This is a genomic window from Finegoldia magna (assembly GCF_003182075.1).
Taxonomy (GTDB): domain Bacteria; phylum Bacillota; class Clostridia; order Tissierellales; family Peptoniphilaceae; genus Finegoldia; species Finegoldia magna.
This window is the reverse complement of the sequence record NZ_QGTH01000001.1, coordinates 128,049-148,444: the sequence shown is the minus strand read 5'-3', so window position 1 is coordinate 148,444 and position 20,396 is coordinate 128,049. Positions and strand designations below refer to the sequence as shown.

Sequence of the window (20,396 nt, the reverse complement as noted above, 5' to 3'; positions counted from 1 at the left end):
ACAGTCAATCAACTCAATTCTGAGTTAATTGACTTCATATTTTCAAAGATGACAAAACTTTGTTTGAGTCTATATCTATAAGTTTGATTTCATCATCATCTATTATTGCAACTGATTTTACACCGTCTTTTGGAATAGAAGGACTACCTGGATTTAACAAAATAACGCCTTCTTTATCTTCCAAAACTTTTACATGAGTGTGTCCTGTTATTACGATATCACAATTATTGGCCTTAGCAATTCTAATTCTCTTTTCTTCATCTTCCTCATATCCATGAATTGTGAAAATTCTAAATTTGCCAATATTTATGATTCTATGTTTTTGTGTCAAATCGTGTTCAATAACCATTTGATCCACATCACTATCGCAGTTTCCTCTTGTATATATCACATTATCCATAGATTTGAAAATAACTGCCAAATCTTTTGGATTGTAATCTTCTGGAAGAGCATTGCGTGGTCCGTGATACAAAACATCTCCCAAATGAAAAATCGTGTCGCAATCTTTTAGAATATCCAAAGCTTTTTTCGTATTATCTAAAGAGCCATGTGTATCGCTTATTACACCTATTTTCATTATATTAATACCTCATCCAAAATTTCTTTTACATTATTTGTAAAATAGAATTTGATTTTTTGTCTAATTTTAGGATCAATGTCTTGGATATCTCTTTTGTTTTCCTTTGGCAAGAATACTTTATTGATTCCGTATCTATGAGCAGCCAATACTTTTTCCTTAACTCCACCAATTGCCAATACTCTTCCTGTAAGTGTGATTTCTCCAGTCATTGCAAAATCGTGTTTTACTTTTCTTCCTGTCAATGCACTTACTAGCGCTGTAACCATTGTAACACCCGCTGACGGTCCATCTTTTGGAACAGCACCTTCTGGAACATGAATATGAATATCTTTTTCTTTGTAGAATTCTCCTTTTATACCCAAATCCTCTTGGTTACTTCTGATGTATGAAATTGCAGCCATTGCAGATTCTTTCATTACATCTCCAAGTTTTCCTGTAAGTTGCGTTTTGCCTGTACCGTCCATTACATTCGCTTCAATTGTCAGGATAACTCCACCAACTTGTGTCCACGCTAACCCATTCACAACTCCAATTGTGTCTTCCCTTGGAATTACATCATCTAAAACTAATTTTGATCCCAAGAATTTTTCTAGATTTTTATTGTTGACGACAACTTTTTTAACATCATCTCTTACGATTTTAACGACAGCTTTTCTGACAACTTTTCCAATATTTCTTTCAAGCTCTCTTACTCCACTTTCTCTTGTGTAGTTGTTTATAATCGTATAGATAGCATCTCTTGTGATGTGGAATTGGGATTTGTCCATTCCATTTTCTTTTAATTGACGTGGAAGCAAATATCTGTTAGCTATTTCAAATTTTTCATAATCTGTATAACTTGTAACTCTGATAACTTCCATTCTGTCTAACAATGCATCTGGAATTTGTTCTTGTGAATTTGCAGTAGTGATAAATAATACATCTGACAGATCAACTGGAATTTCGATGTAATTATCTGTAAATTCACTGTTTTGTTCCGGATCTAAAACTTCCAACAAAGCACTTGCAGGATCTCCTCTAAAATCAGATGCTAATTTGTCAATTTCATCCAATAAGAAAACTGGATTTAATTTCTTAGCTTTTTGCAATTGAGTTATGATTCTTCCTGGCATTGCTCCGATGTAAGTTTTTCTGTGGCCTCTGATTTCTGCTTCATCACGTACGCCACCAAGTCTCATGGATACGAATTTTCTATTAGTTGCTTCAGCTATAGATCTTGCAATTGAAGTTTTACCAACCCCTGGAGGGCCAACTAGACAAAGGATAGGTCCTTTTAATGATCCAGTCATCTTCTTAACAGCTAAATATTCCAAAATTCTTTTCTTTACATCTTCTAATCCAAAATGACCATCATTTAGAACTTTTTCTGCAACTTTTAAATCAATCGAACTTTTTGATTTTTTGTTCCAAGGAATATCCAATACTTGATCGATATAATTTCTAATCACTGTGCTTTCGGGATTATTTGGATTCATCGAAGATAATCTATTGATTTCCTTTAAAACGTGTTCTTCAGAATCTTTTTTAAGTTTTAATTTCTTTACTCTATTTGCATAATCATCTGTGTCTTCAATGTCGTATTCTTCACCCAATTCCATCTTGATTTGACGCAATTGTTCTTGAAGAAAATACTCTTTTTGTGTGTCAGATATTTCCTTGTTTGTTCTTTGTTCGATATCTTCTTTTATCTTCAAAAATTCAATTTCTTTTATTACAAATTTGTACACCAACTCAATTCTTTCATCCATATCCAAAGTTTCCAATAATAAAATTGAATCCTTATCGTTTAATGAAATTAGCATTGAAATTGTATCTATCAAAGAACTTGGATCTTCTTCGTTTAAAAGTCCCCCAAGCAAATCTTGTGGTAATGGTTTTTTGATAATTTCTGCCAAGCTTTCAAACGAAGAAATAATCATCCTAATCATAGTCAGTGATTTATCCGTAGGATGATATTTTGTTTTATCGTATTCCATAACTTCAACGTTTGCTTCTAAGAAACTGTCGTTTTCAACAAAGTCTACGATTTTTGCTCTGTCGTAAGCTTCAACCAAAACTCTGACATTTCCGTTTGGCATTTTAATAGTTTGTTTGATACTTGCAAGAACTCCTGTATGATAAAAATCTTCTTTTGTGATGTTTTCTACAATTGGATCTTTTTGCGTACAAATAAAAATCTCAGAATTTCTGAGCAAACTAGCATTTAAAGCATTTAATGAAACTTCTCTTCCAACTTCAAAATGTTGGATATTATTTGGAAACAACCACAAACCACGCAACGCGATTATTGGAAGTTTCTTTTCTGATATTGTATAGTATTCTTTCATCAAACTCCTCTTTCGAATTTAATCTATTGATAAAAATAGCTCACCTAAAGTGAGCTATTTGTGTTATTTATTATTTGTTTTGAAAACAAGTTTTGGGTCTTTTCCTTCTAGTACACTTTCTTTTGTCAAAATTACTTTGGAAATGTCTTGTCTTGATGGTAGCTCAAACATAATATTCATCAAAGATTTTTCTATTATTGTTCTCAAACCTCTGGCACCTGTTTTTCTATCGTAAGCTAACTTGGCGATAGCTTTCAATGCTTCTTCATCAAATTCCAACTCAACATCATCCATTTTGAATAATTCTTGATATTGTTTGATAACTGCATTTTTAGGTTCCAAAAGTATTTTAATTAAAGCTTGTTCATCTAGTTCATCAAGTGTAACTAAAACTGGAATTCTTCCTACAAATTCAGGAATTAAACCAAATTTAATCAAATCTTCTGGCCTAATATCTTTGAACAATTCAGAAATTCTCTTGTGTTCATTTTCTCCCAAATCTGCCCCAAAACCTATTGATTTTGTTTCTGTTCTTTTTTCGATTATTTTTTCTAAGCCGTCAAATGCTCCACCGACAATGAATAAAATATTTTTTGTATCAACTTGAATATATTCTTGATTAGGATGCTTTCTTCCACCTTGTGGCGGTACATTACAAATTGTACCTTCAACTATTTTTAACAAAGCTTGTTGTACACCTTCACCGCTAACATCTCTAGTGATGGAAGGATTTTCGCTTTTTCTAGTAATCTTGTCGATTTCGTCAATGTAGATGATTCCTTGTTCTGCTTTTTCTATATCGTAATCCGCCGCTTGAATAAGCTTCAAAATTACATTTTCTACATCTTCTCCGACATATCCAGCTTCTGTAAGGCTAGTTGCATCGGCTATAGCAAAAGGAACATCCAATATCTTGGCTAAAGTTTCAGCTAAAAGTGTTTTTCCGCTTCCAGTTGGACCCACCAATAAAATATTTGATTTTTGTAATTCTACATCATTATTCATTAGATTAGAATTAATTCTTTTGTAATGATTATATACTGCAACAGCCAAGGCTTTCTTGCCTTCTTCTTGTTTGATTACATAATCATCAAGCACATCCTTGATTTCGATTGGCTTAGGCAAATCAATTCTTTCTTGGGTATTATCTATATCTTTGAATTCTTCTTCTATTATGCTGTTACATAATGAAACACATTCATCGCAAATAAATACTCCAGGTCCAGCAATTAATTTTCTGACTTCATCTTGTGATTTACCGCAAAAAGAACATTTATATTGATTTTCATTCTTTGGCATAAATATTTCCTTATTTAGAAGTATATATAACTTCGTCTATCAATCCATACTCTTTTGCTTCTTCTGCTGTTAGTATGAAATCTCTGTCTGTATCTCTTTCAATTTTTTCTAGAGGTTGTCCAGTTCTTTCAGATAATATCTTGTTTAATAATTCTCTCTTCTTCAAAATATTCTTAGCGTGAATTTCGATATCACTAGCTTGTCCTTGTGCTCCACCAAGTGGTTGATGGATTAAAGTGTCTGCATTTGGAAGTGCATATCTTTTTCCTTTTGCACCACTTGTTAGAAGGATTGCTCCCATACTAGCAGCCATACCTACACAGATTGTTGAAACATCTGGTTTAACGTATTGCATAGTATCGTATATCGCTAATCCTGCACTTACAGAACCTCCTGGTGAATTGATATATAATTGAATATCCTTTTTTGGATCTTCACTTTCTAAGAACAATAATTGAGCTATAACAAGATCCGCCATCTGATCATTAACTTCGCCTGTGACGAAAATAATTCTTTCTTTTAAAAGTCGAGAGAAAATATCGTAAGATCTTTCGCCTCTATTACTTTGTTCTACAACCATTGGTACTAAAGATGGCATAATAATAACCTCCTATTATTAATTCTAATATATTGAAATATTATTTATCTTCTTTTGTTTCTTCAGCTTTCTTTGTTTCAAATTTAGTATTTTCTACTAATTTTTCCAAAGCTTTTTTTCTCTTGATGTCTTCTTTTAAGAATTCTACGTTTGGACTATTTTTGAATTCTTCGATGAATTTTTCTTCATCATCTTGTCCATATACTTTTGCAAATTCTTTTAATTGTTCATCTAATTCTTCTTCTGTTGATTCGATTGCTTCTTTTTCGATATATTTTTCTAATACCAAATCACCTTTAACTTTTAATTCAGCGTTAGCTCTTAATTCGTTTTTAACATCTTCTTCTGAAGTGTTAGTGATTTGGAAGTATTGATCTGTATTTAAGCCCATTTGTTGAACTCTTCTTGCAAAATCTTGGAATTGACGATTAACTTCGTTCTCAATCATTGATTCTGGAACTGTAATTTCAGTAGCATCAATCAAAGCTTCTACAGATTTGTTTTGTTTTTCAACTAATTGTCTTTGTTCGTTGTCTTTTTCTAAGTGTTCTTTGATGTCTTTCTTGTATTCGTCAAGAGTATCGAATTCAGAAACATCTTTTACGAATTCATCATCTAATTCAGGTAATACTTTTTCTTTGATTGAATTGATTTTGCATTCAAACTTAGCATCTTGTCCTTTTAAAGAATCTTCGTGGTAATCTTCTGGGAATTTAACATTAACGTCAAATTCATCTCCAACATTGTGACCTACGATTTGTTCTTCAAATCCTGGAATAAATGTGTGTGAACCTAAAACTAATTCGTAATCTTCTGCTTCCCCACCATCAAATGCTTTATCATCTACAAAACCTTTAAAGTTGATAGAAACAGTGTCATTTTCCTTAGCTTCTCTTCCTTCAACTTCTTGAACTCTTGCGTTTGATTCTAATTCGTGATTGATTTTCAAATCAACATCAGAATCAGTTACTTTGTATTCTTCGATTTCAGCTGAAAGATTAGAATAATCACCTAATTCGAATTCTGGTTTCAAATCAACAGTGAATTTTACTTTTACATCATTGTTTTCAGTAATGTCATCAAGATCGATGTCTGGTTGTGAAACTGGTTCTAATTCTAATTCTTCGATAGCTTTTTCGTAAATTCCTGGTAATAATAGATTTACAGCATCTTCGTAGAATAAACCTTCACCATAAGCTCTTTCCAACATTTTTCTTGGAACTTTACCTTTTCTAAATCCTTTTAAACTAAATTTAGATCTATTCTTTTTATAACTTTCCTCAATTGCGTTATTGAAATCTTCTGCAGGTATTTCACATGTGAATACCGCTTGATTATTTTCTTTACTTACAAGCACTGCGCTCATACTTTCCTCCTAATTTTTATTTAAAACTTAAATTAATTTCACTTAAAATAGAAATTCCAGCTAATATTATACCCTAAATACCATTTTTTTTAAAGTTTTTTAGCTAAAATGATTAAAAAACTGTTATTTTTGTTCAACTTTGTAGTATAAATCCAATTTATTTGCTAATTTTTCGAAATTTTCTTCTTTTTTCCCGATATATATACCATTTTGTATAGATGTCGTAAGAAGTTTATTGGTAGTCTTGTCTACATTGCCTTCATTTACTAAAATATTTACGTAATTTTTTTGTAGACTAACATACGATGCCAATAAAGATGTTCTAATATCTTTGTATTCAGTAAATATAATTTTAGAATACTTAATATCACTGTTTTGAACATAATTTGCATCATAGACCGATTTGTAATCATTTCGTGTAACCTTGAAGCCATTTTGCTTTAGCTTCTCGTCGTATTCACTACTTATAATCGATGTAGGTTGATCTATCAAAATATTTGAAATTCCCTTATCAATAGCAAACTTTGTAATTGAATCTTCAAATTTCTTACCTTGCACAAATGTAATCGCGTATCCATTCTTTAAATAATAGCCCATCTTCGCTTGAATAAAATTGAAATTGGACAAATCGCTAATAACTAAAGTATCCGTAGGATTCAAATTCGTGTTTTCTTTGATTACATTCTTGGACACTTCGACGCGATCTCTTCCATCAATTCTTGTAACCAACAAACCGCTCAATTTCAAATTATCAGAGATTTCTTCTGAAACTGATTTGGGGCCGCCAATTATATAAACATTTTTCGCTTTTAACCTATTAGCTTCATTTAATATCGGACTTTCTTTCTTTATATATGCTCCATCATTTTGAATAAGCAAAATCGCAGCCTTATTCTTATATGCAAAACTTAGGGCTGAAATTATGTCGCTTTCCTTTTTTTCATTTACTATGACTAAGTTTGCGTTTTTGTCGTAAACTTCCTCTGTCAATTTTTCTGACAAATCGGAACAGTCTTTCTCAATTATTTTATCCAGAACTACATCCGTATTCGCTAGTGATTTTGTCGATAAAAACAACAAACACATACACAAAATTAAAATTCTTTTCATAATTACCTCTCCATTAATTATATATTAAAATCAAATCAAATTGCAAAAATGTATCATTTCTTGCAATTTCAAGCAAATTAGTTATATAATTAATTCGTAACACTCAAAAAATGAAAGGAATTTTATATGTTCGAATTGGAATCAAAGTTAATAAAGGCTGTTCAGATAAAATCAAACAAAAAAGCACATGATTTAGCTGAAGAAATACTAAAAAATTGGGAAGATTCTGAAACTAATATTAGATCCCAAAAGAACACAATTATTCAGTTATTAGCGATATTTTCATGGAATCAGATGAAAAATATAAACGATTCTCAAAGTTTAAAATATTGTGAAAATGAAAAAAACAAACTATTATATAAAGTAGAAAATAATGAATCTGAAAACACCAGTGAAATACTTCACGAAATCGTAGAATATTACACTACAAACCAAAATATATTTACAAAGGGTTGTGAAAACCCATTAATCAGAAGGGCATTGGATTACATTTACAATAACAGTGAGCAGAAGATTTCTCTGGATATTCTGTCTGATCACTTGCACGTGTCAAAAAGCTATTTGTCGACATTGATTTGTCAAAACACGGGAAGCAATCTTCCAAATATTTTGACTACTTTTAGAATAGAAAAAAGTCTACTGCTTTTGACTTACACCGACAAATCCGTTAGCGAGATTTCAAAGGAAGTTGGGTTTCAATCTGATTCATATTTTTGTCAACAATTCAAAAATATAAAACAAATTACACCTAAAAAGTTTAGAACAATAACAAAGCGTGACCTATATTAAGGCCACGCTTTTTTTTATTGTTTATTGTAATTATTAGAATGAGGGCAAGAACTGGAGCCGCAATCACAGCTGCCACCTTTTTTAATAATACGACGCACTGCAAAAACAACTGCCGTCGCAATTATTATTAATATTATTATATCTGCAATATTCAAAAAATCACCTTCTTTTAAATTCTATCTCTATTCTACTGCTCTTTTTGATTGATTGTTTTTGTATTTATCTTTTCTAAATATCAAATACAACATTCCAACAAATACTACAAGTGCTATTCCTGTCATTATTGTAAATGGTTGTTTTACTACCAACACATTTAAGAATTGAAATACCATGAATGCAATTAGATAAGCAAATATAATTTGATAAATAATCGCAAATGCTGTCCATTTAGAAGAATTCATTTCTTCTTTTATAGCACCAACTGCCGCAAAACAAGGAACTGTTAATTGGTTGAATACCAAGAAACTCAAAGCAGATGCTATAGTGAAGTTACTTTTTACCAAATCAGCTATTTTAGCTGTATCATCACCTACACCAGAAACTATTCCGTAAACGCTGACTACCATTTCTTTAGCAACAGTTCCTAAGAATGAAGCTACAGTTGCAGTCCAATTTCCGAATCCTAATGGAGCAAATAATGGCGCGAATATTTTTCCGATGAACGCCAATATAGTATCGGTACTATCATCAGCGAAATGAACAAATTCTCCCTTAACAGAAATATTTTGTAAAATCCAAACGCAAATTGATGCAACTAAGATTATTGTACCTGCTTTTATGATAAATGATTTAGTTCTATCCCAAGTTACACGCAAAACATTTGAAACAGTTGGTTTGTGATATTCAGGAAGTTCCATTACAAATGGTGCAGGTTCTCCTGAAAAAGCTTTTGTCTTTTTCAAAATAAGGCCACTGATTATTACTGCCAAAATTCCTGTAAAATACAATAATGGAGCAAACCACCATTGACCGAAAATCGCTGCTGCAAATAATGCTATGATTTCTGTTTTTGCACCGCAAGGCATGAATGATGCAACGATGATAGTCATTTTTCTGTCGTTTTCATTTTCAATAGTTCTTGTTGCCATAATTCCTGGAACTGAACAACCAGTACCAATTAAGATTGGAATAAATGATTTACCAGATAAACCAAATTTTCTGAACATTCTATCCAACATAAATGCGATTCTTGACATGTATCCTATATCTTCTAAAATAGCTAACAATAATTCCAACGTTGCAACCAAAGGCAAGAATCCCAATACTGCACCAACGCCGGCAACAATACCATCAACAACAAGGCTTGTTACCCATTCGCTAGTTCCGATTGCTTCTAATCCTTTTGTAGCTAAATCAGCTAATGCAGTTCCCATCACAGTATCTGCCCACCAATCGTGGAATGGAGGACCACCAACAACCTTTACCGCAATAAAGTAAACGGCTATCATTATCAATACGAAAATTGGTAATGCCAAAAATCTGTTAGTAACCACCCTGTCGATTTTATCACTAGTTGTTAATCCCGATCTTCCTTTTTGTACAGAATCTGAAATTACTGAAGTAATGAATGTATATCTTTCATCTGTAATTATGGATTCACCATCATCATCGTATTCTTCTTCAATTTTCGAAACAATTTCTTCAACTTTTGCTTTTTCTTCATCAGTGATATGAACAGCTTGTAATGCTTTTTCATCTCTTTCCAAAGCTTTTACAGCAAACCATCTTTTTGATTCAGAATTTTTAATGGATTCTACACTATTTTCTATTTCAGTAAGCACATTTTCAATTTCATCACTAAATGATTTTATCGATTCATGATGAGATTTCACTTGTTTTTGTGCAACTTCAATTAATTCATCCAAGTTTAATTTTTTAAGTGCTGATACTTCAACTATTGGAATTCCCAATTTTTCAGATATTAGTTTTGTGTTTAATTTATCGTTATTTTTCTTAACGACATCCATCATATTAAATGCCAAAACCATTGGAATTCCAATTTCAGATAATTGTGTTGTAAGATACAAGTTTCTTTCAATATTTGAAGCATCCACAACATCAATAATTACATCTGGTTTCTCGTTTATTAAGTAATTTCTACTAACAACTTCTTCCAAAGTATATGGAGAAAGCGAGTAAATTCCCGGTAAGTCGGTAATTTTAATATCTTTGTTATTTTTTAAGGTTCCCTCTTTTTTTTCTACAGTAACGCCTGGCCAGTTACCAACATATTGATTGGATCCTGTCAATGCGTTAAACATAGTAGATTTACCACTATTAGGGTTACCTGCTAAAGCAATTCTAATTGACATAAGTCCTCCTAATTATTTATTTATCAATTCTATTAAAATATTTTCTGCATCATCTTTTCTAAGACTCAACTCATATCCTCTCAAATTAATTTGAACTGGATCTCCTAACGGTGCTACTTTTCTGATATAGATTTCTACATTTTTTGTAATACCCATATCCATTATTCTTCTTTTAACAGGACCTTTTCCTAAAATCTTAACAATCCTGTAGTATTTTCCTACTTCGGCATGCTTAAGATTCATTTCGTTATCCACTTTATGTATCCTCCTTGATAAAATATCATTAAATATGATTTACCATAATTCTCATAGCTATATCTTTTCCTATAGCCACTCTTGAACCTTTGATTTTAACTATCAAATTTCCGTGGCTTTCTGAAACAACACTCACGAGCGCCCCTTCAACAAAGCCCATATTATTCAACAGTTTTTTTTGTGAATCATTTTTTATTTTTTTTATTTTTACGATTTCAAAATCTTCATTGAGTGGCACTAATGCCAAATTCATTTAATCACCCTCATTTAAACGTTTAAATCTATTACATTGATATTATATTGATAAAGAGTATTAATGTCAAGTGAAAATCATTATTATTTTTTCATTTGTTACAAAATTATTGCAATTTGCTAATAAAATTTACACTACATTTTATATTTGATATAATATCTCAAGAGATAAAAACAAAAAAGCGCCAGACCTTTACGGTTAACGAGGGATAGAGTTATCGAATTTTTCGGCGGGAGCTCTATAGGTAACACAGCCTTAGCATTTAACAAAGTTCAAGAGCAATTTTGAAACAAAAATAATGAAGTGTATCTCTAAAAAATTTGGAGGTAAATATATGTGCGGAATAGTATGTTATAACGGCGAAAAATCAGCCGTAGAAATCATATTAAACGGATTAAAATCTCTGGAATACAGAGGTTATGATTCAAGCGGTATTTCTGTAGTAACAGATAAAATCGAAACAGTAAAAAGAAAAGGAAAATTGCAAAATTTAATAGATTCTATCGATGAAATCGACAACAACGCAAGTGTCGGAATCGGTCACATTAGATGGGCAACTCACGGTGAACCAAATGAAATTAACGCTCACCCACAAGTAAGTGAAGATGGTAAATTCTCAGTTGTTCACAACGGTATTATCGAAAATTACAAAGAATTAAAAAAAGAATTAGAAGATAATGGCTACACTTTCAAATCAACTACAGACACAGAAATTGTTGTTGCATTGATTAGCCAGTACTATAAAGACGATTTATTAGAAGCAGTAAAATCTACAATCAAAAGATTAAAGGGAGCTTATGCATTAGGAATTGTTTCAGAATACGAAAAAGACAAACTAATCGCTGTAAGAAAAGAATCTCCGTTGATTTTAGGAAAATGTGACGACGGAATAATTCTAGCAAGTGATATTCCTTCTGTTTTAAAATACACAAGAGACATCGTGTATTTGGAAAATGGAGACATCGTAGAAATAGATAAGAAAAATTACACAATTTACGATAAAGATTTCGAAAAAGTAGATCGTGAAGTTAAAACTGTAAACATGACAATTGATCAAGCTAGTAAAGGTGGCTATGAGCATTTTATGTTAAAAGAAATTCACGAACAACCAGAAGTTGTTAAGAAGACTTTGGAGGTTAATGTAAAAAATAACGTAATAGATTTTGCAGAAAATTCATTAACTAAAGAAGAATTATCAAAAATAAACAAAGTATACATCGTTGCATGTGGTACAGCTTATCATGCAGGTGAAGTTGGTAAAGTTGCTATTGAAAAATTGGCAAAAATACCTGTAATTACTGATATCGCATCAGAATTCAGATACAACGATCCATTTATCGATGAAAACACTCTAGTGATTTTGATTTCTCAATCAGGAGAAACTGCTGATACATTGGCAGCTCTTAGAGAATCCAAAAACAAAGGTGCAAAAATCTTGGCAGTTACAAACGTAGTTGGCTCATCAATAGCAAGAGAAGCTGACAAGGTTATCTACACTTTGGCAGGTCCAGAAATTGCAGTAGCCAGTACTAAAGCATACATTTCACAATTGGTTACAGTGATAATGTTGGCTTTGGATTTTGCAAAGAAATTAGGCACAATTGAAGATTCTGAATATTCAAAATACATCGAAGAATTAAAAACAATGCCTGAAAAAATAGATGAAACACTAAAATCAGAATCAATAACTGAAAAAATAGCTGAAGCTATCAAGGAAGATAAATCGATGTTCTTTATCGGACGTGGATTGGACTTCTTGAGTGTAAAAGAAGGAGCTTTAAAATTAAAAGAAATTTCCTACATTCACACTGAAGCATTCCCTGCAGGAGAATTAAAACACGGTTCAATCGCTTTGATAGAACAAAACACTCCAGCATTATCAGTTATTACACAATCAAAATTAGCTGAAAAGACAATTTCAAATGTTCAAGAAGTTGTGACAAGAGGAGCGAAAGTATTCACAATCACAGTTGAAGGAAATGACAATATGAAAGATTTCTCAGAAGAAATCATCTTCATTCCTAAAACTTTAGAATTATTGTATCCAATACTTTCAGTAGTCCCTGAACAATTGTTGGGATATCATACTTCCTTAAAAAAAGGCTTAGATGTAGATAAACCACGTAACTTAGCAAAATCAGTAACAGTTGAATAAAAAATACGGAGTCCTCATTTTAAAGTGAGAACTCCTTTTTTAATGTTAATATTTAATTTTATAGCTACATTTTATAATTCTAAATTAGGATAAACTTTCAAATCAAGTCCATCTTGTTTTCCGTTGATATAATCATAGTATCCCGCAGTTGCAATCATTGCAGCGTTATCTGTGCACAAGATTTTATCTGGAAAATACACTTGTATTCCTTTTTCTTCTGCTTTTTCCAAAACTCTCTCTTTTAATCTAGAATTTGCTGCTACTCCACCACTTAGTACGAAAGTTTTTTGATTTTTTTCTTCTAATAATCTAAAAGATTTTTCAACCAAAACATCTATGACAGCTTCTTGGAAAGATGCTGCAACATCTTCTTTTATTATTTCTTCATTTTTTTGATTTTTATTGTTCAAATAATTTAGAACAGCTGTTTTCAATCCACTAAAACTAAAATCGTAGCTGTCTTTTTCAAGCATTACTCTTGGAAAATCTATCGCTGTTGGATTTCCTTGTTTTGCGAGCCTGTCAATAACAGGCCCACCTGGATATTCCAATCCCAACGCACGTGCAACCTTGTCATAGCTTTCTCCACAAGCGTCATCTCTTGTAGACCCAATTATTTCGTAATCTTGATAATCCACAACATCTATTAAATAAGTGTGGCCACCAGATACAACCAACGAAATAAATGGCGGTTCTAATTCTTTGTGGCTAATGTAGTTTGCACAAATGTGGCCTTGCATGTGATTTACCCCTACAAGAGGCTTCTTTAAACAATAGCTCAATGATTTTGCACAAGAAATCCCAACTAATAGTGCTCCAATAAGTCCGGGACCTTTTGTAACGCAAATTACATCAATATCTTTCAATGATAAACCTGCTTCGTCCAAAGATTGTTGCAAGATAGAATTCATCGCTTCCAAGTGAAGACGGCTCGCAACTTCCGGAACCACCCCGCCATATCTTTTGTGTACATCTATTTGAGAAGAAATCACATTACTCAACACTTCTCTTCCATTTTTTACAATCGCAACGCTTGTTTCATCGCAAGACGTTTCAATCGCAAGTGTAATTATATTTTCTTTAATATCATCCATATTCAACATCATCCTCAATGCGTCCTCTTTTGGAGTTTCGTAATATCCGTTAATTCTACCGTTTTTTTGAAATCCAAATTTCGTGTAAAGATTAATTGCCTCAAAGTTAGACTCTCTAACTTCCAAGAAAATATTTTTGACATTTTCCTTTTTGCAAAAATCTAACATAAATTTTATAAATTCAGTTCCAATCCCAGAGTTTCTGCAACTTTTCTTCACAGAAATTGTTTGTAATTCAGCTTCATCAACAACTATTGAAAATCCAATAATTCCCACGATTTTGCCATTTTTTTCTCCGACAAAATAATGATTACATTCATTTTTCAAACAAGCTTCGTATCCTATTTTGCTCCAAGCATCTGAAAAACTTTCCCTTTCAATTTCTACAACATCATCCAAATCAAAGGAATCCATCTGTCTAATTATCATTACTGTGTCTTCTTTCGTAATCTCGTTGTGCTTGTGATTTTCTCACATAATCTGGACTAAGAGTGTAATAGCTATCAAATGTTTCGGTTTTATTTGCCAAGTCACAAATCGACCTTGTAATACAATTATTCAACGAAGAATTTGCAAGGTGGAAGTTCTTCTTAGATTTGATTTCATCTAAGAAAGAATACACTCCATCTCCCACAAAAATATATTCCTTATCATCGTCAAGTTGTTCAACCAAATCTTCAAAATAAATCAAATCATCATCCATCAAACGTTCTAATTTTGAATCGTTAGTGAACATCGAGTAGTAAACTCTCCCACCTCTTGCATCCAAAATAGGAATAATGATTTTGTCAGTGCTAATCATATTAGCCAAAGCTTCCAAAGTAGATATGCCGACGATTTTTTTATCGAAAACTTGCGCAAAAGTCTTTGCAGTGGTCATTCCAATTCTAAGACCAGTAAAAGATCCAGGTCCCTTGCACACCGCAAACACGTCCACATCTTCAATTTCTGTATCTAATTTTTCAAGCATTTGCTCAATCATCAAAACCAAAGTTTCGCTGTGAGTTTTCTTTTGATTTATATTATAATCTCCAACGATTAGTCCATCTTCCATCAAAGAACAAGAGCTAATCATAGTTGAAGTATCAATCGCTAAAATTTTCATTTAATTCCTCTATAATTTCTTTTTCTCTTTTGTTGTTCCCGTCAATCCTAATTTTTCTGGAAACATCACCAGTTTTTTCAATGTAAATTTCAATTAAATTTCTAGGCATATAAGACTGTGCTTGACTTGCCCATTCAATGATAGTAATTCCTTCTGGATACAACAACTCATCTATATCCAAGGATTCTATCTCCATCTCATCTTCTAATCTATACAAATCAATATGATTTAATTCAACATCACCGTAGTATGTATTTACCAATGAAAAAGTTGGACTTGTTACACTTTCTTCAATCCCAAAACTTTTTGCAATAGATTTAGTAAGAGTAGTTTTTCCGGCTCCCAAATCACCAATCAAAGATATAACATCTTGTTTTTTTAAAGCTTTTGCAAAAAGCTGTCCAAATTTTTCAGTATCTTTTAAATCATTTAAAATATATTCCATAAATATCACCAAATAAATTATATCACAACTGAACAACAACAAAAATGACCCATTATCTTAGATTAATGAGTCATTGTATATTTTATGAATTTTTACATGTATGTTATTGATTATTTTTTCAAAAATCTTGAAATTGGCTTGTAAAGTGCGATTGTAACTGCAGATACGATGATACCTTTTACAATGTTAAATGGCACGATACTGAAAAGCACGAACATCAATGGAGTGCCTGCCAATGAATTTACTTTTGCAAACTCTTTTGTAAAATCAACCAAGTTAATTCCGTACAATGGGAAAATTACAAAATAGTTAGAAATACAAGCAACTACTGTGTACGCCAATACACCAAAAACTAATCCAGTGATTGCTGATTTTTTGCTTTTTCCTTTGTTGTAAATTGAACTTGCTACAACAACAAATACTGATGATAATATAAAGTTAGATAATTCCCCAACTCCACCAGTAGTTGTTCCGTTAATTATAAAGTTCAACAAAATCTTAACTGCAGAAGTCAATACACCTGCTACAGGTCCTAGTGCAAATCCTGAAATTAATACTCCCAAATCTCCTATGTCCACTGTCATAAATGGTGGTGCAAATGGTAGAGGGAATTTAAAAATCATAAGCAATGCACTTATTGCCCCTAAAATACTGATTTTCACCATAGTTTGAGTACTAGAATTTTTTCTTGTGGTTTCCATAACCTACCTCCTAAGATTTTCAAGGGCAAATAAAAAAGCCCTTATATTTAGGGCTAAATGTTAATTATTACATTTACTTCTTTCGTCCAGACTTTACTGTCGGTATTGGAATTACACCAATTCATGCATAATGCTCGCGGACTATAACCGCCGGTGAGGAAATCAACCTCGCCCTGAAGTAACTTCATTATACCACTAAGTATATTTTTTGTAAACTTTTGCTATTAAGTATTTTTATTTTTGGGTATACTATTATTGAGGTGATTTTATGAACATAACAAAAGAATTAATGAGTTTTATCGATAACAGTCCATCTGTTTTTCACGTTATCGATAATTTTAAAAAAACACTAACAGAAGACGGGTTTACTGAATTAAAATTTAAGGATAATTGGAAAATCGAAAATGGCAAAGGATATTTTGTAACAAATAACGATTCATCAATTATCGCTTTTAAAGGAAGTTCTGATTTCGATAATATCAGATTGATTGGGTCTCATTCAGACAGCCCAACTTTTAGAATAAAACCAAATTCTATCGTAAACAAAGACGGATTTTTGACTTTAAATACTGAAGTTTACGGTGGACCAATACTAAGCACATGGTTCGACCGTCCATTATCTGTAGCTGGGAGAGTTGTTTTGAAATCAGATAATCCTTTCAAACCTGAAATCAAACATATCAATGTAGACAAAAATTTATTAATAATTCCTAACGTTGCAATCCACATGAACAGAGATGTAAATAACGGATACAAATTCAATGCACAAAAGGACACATTGCCACTTTTAGCATTATCAGAAAAAGATTCAAAGATTTCTTTCGAAGAAATTTTGGCAAGAAATACCGGAATAAATTCAGAAGACATTTTAGATTTTGATTTATTCTTGTACGACAGACAAAAAGGAGAATTTGTTGGAGAAAACGACGAATTTTATTCAGTAGGAAGAATCGATAATTTGGGAATGGCATTTAATTCTATCAAATCCTTAATAGATTCCGAAGTTACAAACACATTAGCCTTAGCTATGGTTTTTGACAATGAAGAAATAGGTTCTTCAACAAAACAAGGCGCAGGCAGCACACTTCTTAGCGATTGTTTCAAAAAAATCGTAGAAGATAACAATAAAAACTTCTACGAAGTATTGCACAATTCTTATCTAATAAGCGCAGACCAAGCACACAGTTTGCATCCAAATTACACAGAAATGGCAGATCCTACTAACAGACCACTAATCAACAACGGTCCTGTTATAAAATACGCTGCAAACGGAGCGTACACTTCGGATGCTGTTAGCTCTTCAATATTTAAAAAATTATGCTTGGATAAAAATATTCCATGCCAAGAATTCACAAACAGATCAGATAAAAGAGGAGGCTCTACAATTGGACCAATCACTGTATCTAACTTGGACATTCAATCTATAGACATTGGAAATGCAATTTTGTCAATGCACTCAGTAAGAGAATTAGGCGGATGCAAAGATAACGAATATATCTACGAATTATTCAAGTATTACTACGAATATTAAAGTAATGTAAATAAAAAATAAAAAAATTTAAAATCTTAATAAAACGGAGATAAAATATGATTATTAAAAGTAATCTCTTTTATCTCCGTTTATTTATCGATAAATGGATTTGTCATAAATCTAAATCTATCGTATACTAATAAAGTACTTGAGATAAGCAAGTAATAAAAACGTCGGGGTGTAGCGCAGTCCGGTAGCGCACGTGGTTTGGGACCATGGGGCCGGGGGTTCAAATCCTCTCACCCCGACCATAATCACAAATTATATTTGTGATTTTTTTGTTTCCTTTTGTTATTGATATTATGAAAAAATACATCTGTTTTGTACAGATGTATTTTTTTGCCCATTTTTAAGCAAAATAAAAACGCAGGACAAATTCTCATTCATCCTACGCTCTTTTCTACATATTTTTAATCAATACAACTACACTATGTGCAGCCTTCTTTGTTTTTGTTTCTAAATCATTGTAAAATTCATCATCCGCATCGTCATCTGCAAAGTCGGACAAACTTCTTATAACCAAAAACTTCACATCGTTAAGATAACACGTATGAGCAATGGAGCAGCCTTCCATTTCCGTTCCCAACGCGTGATATTTTTCAAATAACTCTTCTTGCTTTTCAGTCGTTGAGATAAATTGATCTCCAGTTACAATAAGGCCTATCCTATGCTTCAAATTTTCTTGTGTCATAATCTCATCCAATTTTTTCAAAGTTTCACTATCAGCTTCAAAGGTGTCAGTGTAAGGAATATTGTCGCTAAAAATATCCAAATTTATGTCGTGGTATTTTAATTTGTCCGCAAGTATTACCTCATCAAAAGTAAGAGATTTGTCCAATCCACCGCACACACCACAATTTATTACCAAATCCGGATTGTATATATCGATAATTCTTTGTGTTAAAGCTGCTGAGTTTACTTTTCCAATTCCACAAACGCAATTTATAATTTTCTTGTCTTCAAATTCCGAAACATATATTTCATAGTGATTGAACTTGTCCTTTTTAACCGGCTTAAATTGTTCTCTGAAATACTCTTGTTCACTTTCTAATGCCGAAATAATCGCTATTGTTTTCATATTAGCTCACATCTTTCTTCTATCAAATCTTTTAATTCAATAGCTTTTTTCTCTAAATATTCTTGGTTTTCCCCCTCAATCATAACTCTAATCAAAGGCTCAGTTCCAGAAGGTCTTATCAAAACTCTGCCTTCATCTTTGAATTCATGCTCAAGTTCAGCTATTTTTTGATTGATTACTTCATCATCTTTATACACTTTTTTGTATTCATTATTAACCTTTGCATTCACCAAAACTTGTGGGAAACTAGTCATCAATTTGTTCATTTCCGAAAGTTTTTGTTTTGATTTCACGGCTATTTCCGCTAATTTAATCGCCGATAAGATTCCATCACCAGTAGTATTATCTTCTATGAAAATAATGTGTCCTGATTGTTCTCCACCAATAATGTAGCCATTTTTTCTCATTTCTTCAAGAACGTATCTGTCCCCAACTTGTGTTTTGATAACATCCACGCCAATTTCTTTCAAGCTTTTTATAAGACCGATATTAGTCATAACAGTTCCTACAACTGCGTTATTCTTAAGCTTGTTGTTTTCTTTTAAGAAATGTCCAACTGCACAAATAACATGATCTCCATCCATTATTTCACCAGTTTCATCACAAGCAATCAACCTATCCCCGTCTCCATCGAACGAAAATCCCATATCAGATTCAGAAATTTTTACCAAATTACTTATAACTTCAGGATTTGTTGAACCGCATTTGAAGTTAATATTCTTTCCGTCGTATTCTGTATTTGTAACAGTCACATTAGCATTTAATCTATTGAAAATAATTGGTGCGATTTCAGAAGTAGCTCCATAACCACAGTCCAAGCTCACCTTCACACCAGTCAAATCCAAATCAACCCTGCTCAAAAGATAATTGATATATGTATCCTTTGCACACTCTTCTTCATAAACTCTACCTACTTTTTCTCCTGTAATTTTTACGTCGATTTCATCTTGATGATCAATCAAATATTCGATTTCTTCTTCAAGACTATCTTTTAATTTGAAACCTTCATTCGAAAAATATTTTATTCCATTAAATTCGTAAGGATTATGGCTTGCAGAAATTACAATTCCGCAACAAGCATTGTAAAATCTAGTCAAATACGCCACAGCTGGTGTAGGAATTACTCCTAATCTGTACACATCAAAACCCATGCTAGTAATTCCACTAATCAAAGCCGCTTCCAACATATCCCCAGAAATTCTAGTATCTTTTCCTATAACAATTAATTTATTATCTACATCTTTTAATTTATAACAAGCTGCTCTCGCAAGCTTATAAGCTAATTCAACAGTTAAATCTTCGCCTGCAACGCCTCTTATACCGTCAGTTCCGAAATATTTTCCCATCAATATCCCCCTCTATTTTTATAATCTAATTATAACACATAATGTAAAAATC

General features: G+C 32.2%; 19 protein-coding genes, 1 tRNA gene, 1 pseudogene and 1 riboswitch. Of the genes and pseudogenes, 4 read left to right on the top strand and 17 right to left on the bottom strand.

Annotated elements, in window-relative coordinates; translation table 11 throughout:
- Positions 1–34 precede the first annotated feature (34 nt).
- From yfcE to DES33_RS00595, 6 genes are all read right to left on the bottom strand, one after another.
- Complete coding sequence (gene yfcE / locus DES33_RS00620; RefSeq protein WP_094224976.1) at positions 35–577, bottom strand: phosphodiesterase; 543 nt, start codon at positions 575–577, stop codon at positions 35–37.
- A complete protein-coding gene (lon, locus tag DES33_RS00615; protein ID WP_110057809.1) occupies positions 577–2,907 on the bottom strand; it encodes an endopeptidase La in 2,331 nt (776 codons plus the stop codon). Before lon ends, yfcE begins: the two co-directional genes overlap by 1 nt.
- Positions 2,908–2,970: 63 nt before the next feature.
- Positions 2,971–4,206 (bottom strand): ATP-dependent Clp protease ATP-binding subunit ClpX, encoded by a 1,236-nt coding sequence (clpX, locus tag DES33_RS00610; protein WP_094224977.1) that lies wholly within the window; start codon positions 4,204–4,206, stop codon positions 2,971–2,973.
- A gap of 10 nt (positions 4,207–4,216) precedes the next feature.
- A complete protein-coding gene (gene clpP, locus DES33_RS00605; protein ID WP_002835127.1) occupies positions 4,217–4,804 on the bottom strand; it encodes an ATP-dependent Clp endopeptidase proteolytic subunit ClpP in 588 nt (195 codons plus the stop codon).
- A 40-nt stretch (positions 4,805–4,844) separates the two neighbouring features.
- Positions 4,845–6,170 carry a trigger factor gene (gene tig, locus DES33_RS00600; RefSeq protein WP_110057808.1) on the bottom strand — a complete coding sequence of 442 codons (1,326 nt, stop codon included), beginning with the start codon at positions 6,168–6,170 and terminating at the stop codon, positions 4,845–4,847.
- Between the two features lie 123 nt (positions 6,171–6,293).
- Positions 6,294–7,280 carry a cell wall-binding repeat-containing protein gene (locus tag DES33_RS00595; RefSeq protein WP_110057807.1) on the bottom strand — a complete coding sequence of 329 codons (987 nt, stop codon included), beginning with the start codon at positions 7,278–7,280 and terminating at the stop codon, positions 6,294–6,296.
- Between the two features lie 126 nt (positions 7,281–7,406).
- Here DES33_RS00595 and DES33_RS00590 point away from each other — a divergent pair, with 126 nt between their 5' ends.
- Complete coding sequence (locus DES33_RS00590) at positions 7,407–8,069, top strand: helix-turn-helix transcriptional regulator (RefSeq protein WP_094203984.1); 663 nt, start codon at positions 7,407–7,409, stop codon at positions 8,067–8,069.
- 14 nt (positions 8,070–8,083) lie between these two features.
- Here the strand turns inward: DES33_RS00590 and DES33_RS00585 are convergent, their stop codons facing one another.
- From DES33_RS00585 to DES33_RS00570, 4 genes are read right to left on the bottom strand one after another with little or no spacing between them, the layout of a single operon-like run.
- Entirely contained in the window at positions 8,084–8,224 is a 141-nt protein-coding gene (locus tag DES33_RS00585) for a FeoB-associated Cys-rich membrane protein (protein WP_110057806.1), read from the bottom strand.
- Between the two features lie 27 nt (positions 8,225–8,251).
- Positions 8,252–10,381 carry a ferrous iron transport protein B gene (gene feoB, locus DES33_RS00580; protein WP_094203986.1) on the bottom strand — a complete coding sequence of 710 codons (2,130 nt, stop codon included), beginning with the start codon at positions 10,379–10,381 and terminating at the stop codon, positions 8,252–8,254.
- A gap of 12 nt (positions 10,382–10,393) precedes the next feature.
- Entirely contained in the window at positions 10,394–10,624 is a 231-nt protein-coding gene (locus DES33_RS00575; protein ID WP_012290900.1) for a FeoA family protein, read from the bottom strand.
- 40 nt (positions 10,625–10,664) lie between these two features.
- Positions 10,665–10,889 carry a FeoA family protein gene (locus DES33_RS00570; RefSeq protein WP_094203987.1) on the bottom strand — a complete coding sequence of 75 codons (225 nt, stop codon included), beginning with the start codon at positions 10,887–10,889 and terminating at the stop codon, positions 10,665–10,667.
- 334 nt (positions 10,890–11,223) lie between these two features.
- On the opposite strand from DES33_RS00570, the gene glmS reads away from it, so the two are divergent.
- Entirely contained in the window at positions 11,224–13,044 is a 1,821-nt protein-coding gene (glmS, locus tag DES33_RS00565; protein WP_110057805.1) for a glutamine--fructose-6-phosphate transaminase (isomerizing), read from the top strand.
- A gap of 71 nt (positions 13,045–13,115) precedes the next feature.
- Here the strand turns inward: glmS and tsaD are convergent, their stop codons facing one another.
- The 5 genes and pseudogenes from tsaD to DES33_RS00545 all read right to left on the bottom strand — a co-directional run bounded on the left by tsaD (position 13,116) and on the right by DES33_RS00545 (position 16,389).
- On the bottom strand, positions 13,116–14,138 hold the full coding sequence (gene tsaD, locus DES33_RS00560) for a tRNA (adenosine(37)-N6)-threonylcarbamoyltransferase complex transferase subunit TsaD (RefSeq protein ID WP_227906154.1): 1,023 nt from the start codon (positions 14,136–14,138) through the stop codon (positions 13,116–13,118).
- Positions 14,139–14,159: 21 nt separating this feature from the next.
- Positions 14,160–14,552, bottom strand: a pseudogene (rimI, locus tag DES33_RS09765) (ribosomal protein S18-alanine N-acetyltransferase); the annotation flags it as partial.
- A 4-nt stretch (positions 14,553–14,556) separates the two neighbouring features.
- Positions 14,557–15,243, bottom strand: coding sequence for a tRNA (adenosine(37)-N6)-threonylcarbamoyltransferase complex dimerization subunit type 1 TsaB (gene tsaB / locus DES33_RS00555; RefSeq protein WP_094206057.1), 687 nt, complete (start codon positions 15,241–15,243; stop codon positions 14,557–14,559).
- Complete coding sequence (gene tsaE, locus DES33_RS00550; RefSeq protein WP_002835142.1) at positions 15,224–15,688, bottom strand: tRNA (adenosine(37)-N6)-threonylcarbamoyltransferase complex ATPase subunit type 1 TsaE; 465 nt, start codon at positions 15,686–15,688, stop codon at positions 15,224–15,226. Before tsaE ends, tsaB begins: the two co-directional genes overlap by 20 nt.
- A gap of 110 nt (positions 15,689–15,798) precedes the next feature.
- Positions 15,799–16,389 (bottom strand): ECF transporter S component, encoded by a 591-nt coding sequence (locus DES33_RS00545; RefSeq protein WP_094203992.1) that lies wholly within the window; start codon positions 16,387–16,389, stop codon positions 15,799–15,801.
- A gap of 70 nt (positions 16,390–16,459) precedes the next feature.
- A riboswitch (FMN riboswitch) is annotated at positions 16,460–16,574 on the bottom strand.
- Positions 16,575–16,657: 83 nt separating this feature from the next.
- Here DES33_RS00545 and DES33_RS00540 point away from each other — a divergent pair.
- Both DES33_RS00540 and DES33_RS00535 read left to right on the top strand, forming a co-directional pair.
- Positions 16,658–17,920: a M18 family aminopeptidase gene (locus DES33_RS00540; RefSeq protein WP_110057803.1), complete on the top strand. Its 1,263-nt coding sequence runs from the start codon at positions 16,658–16,660 to the stop codon at positions 17,918–17,920.
- A 174-nt stretch (positions 17,921–18,094) separates the two neighbouring features.
- Positions 18,095–18,171, top strand: a tRNA-Pro gene (locus tag DES33_RS00535).
- A 149-nt stretch (positions 18,172–18,320) separates the two neighbouring features.
- Here the strand turns inward: DES33_RS00535 and DES33_RS00530 are convergent.
- Both DES33_RS00530 and glmM read right to left on the bottom strand, forming a co-directional pair.
- The gene (locus DES33_RS00530; RefSeq protein WP_110057802.1) at positions 18,321–18,998 is read right to left on the bottom strand and encodes a 5'-methylthioadenosine/adenosylhomocysteine nucleosidase; all 678 of its coding nucleotides are present in this window, start codon (positions 18,996–18,998) and stop codon (positions 18,321–18,323) included.
- Positions 18,995–20,344 (bottom strand): phosphoglucosamine mutase, encoded by a 1,350-nt coding sequence (gene glmM / locus DES33_RS00525; protein WP_110057801.1) that lies wholly within the window; start codon positions 20,342–20,344, stop codon positions 18,995–18,997. Before glmM ends, DES33_RS00530 begins: the two co-directional genes overlap by 4 nt.
- Between the last annotated feature and the right edge of the window lie 52 nt (positions 20,345–20,396).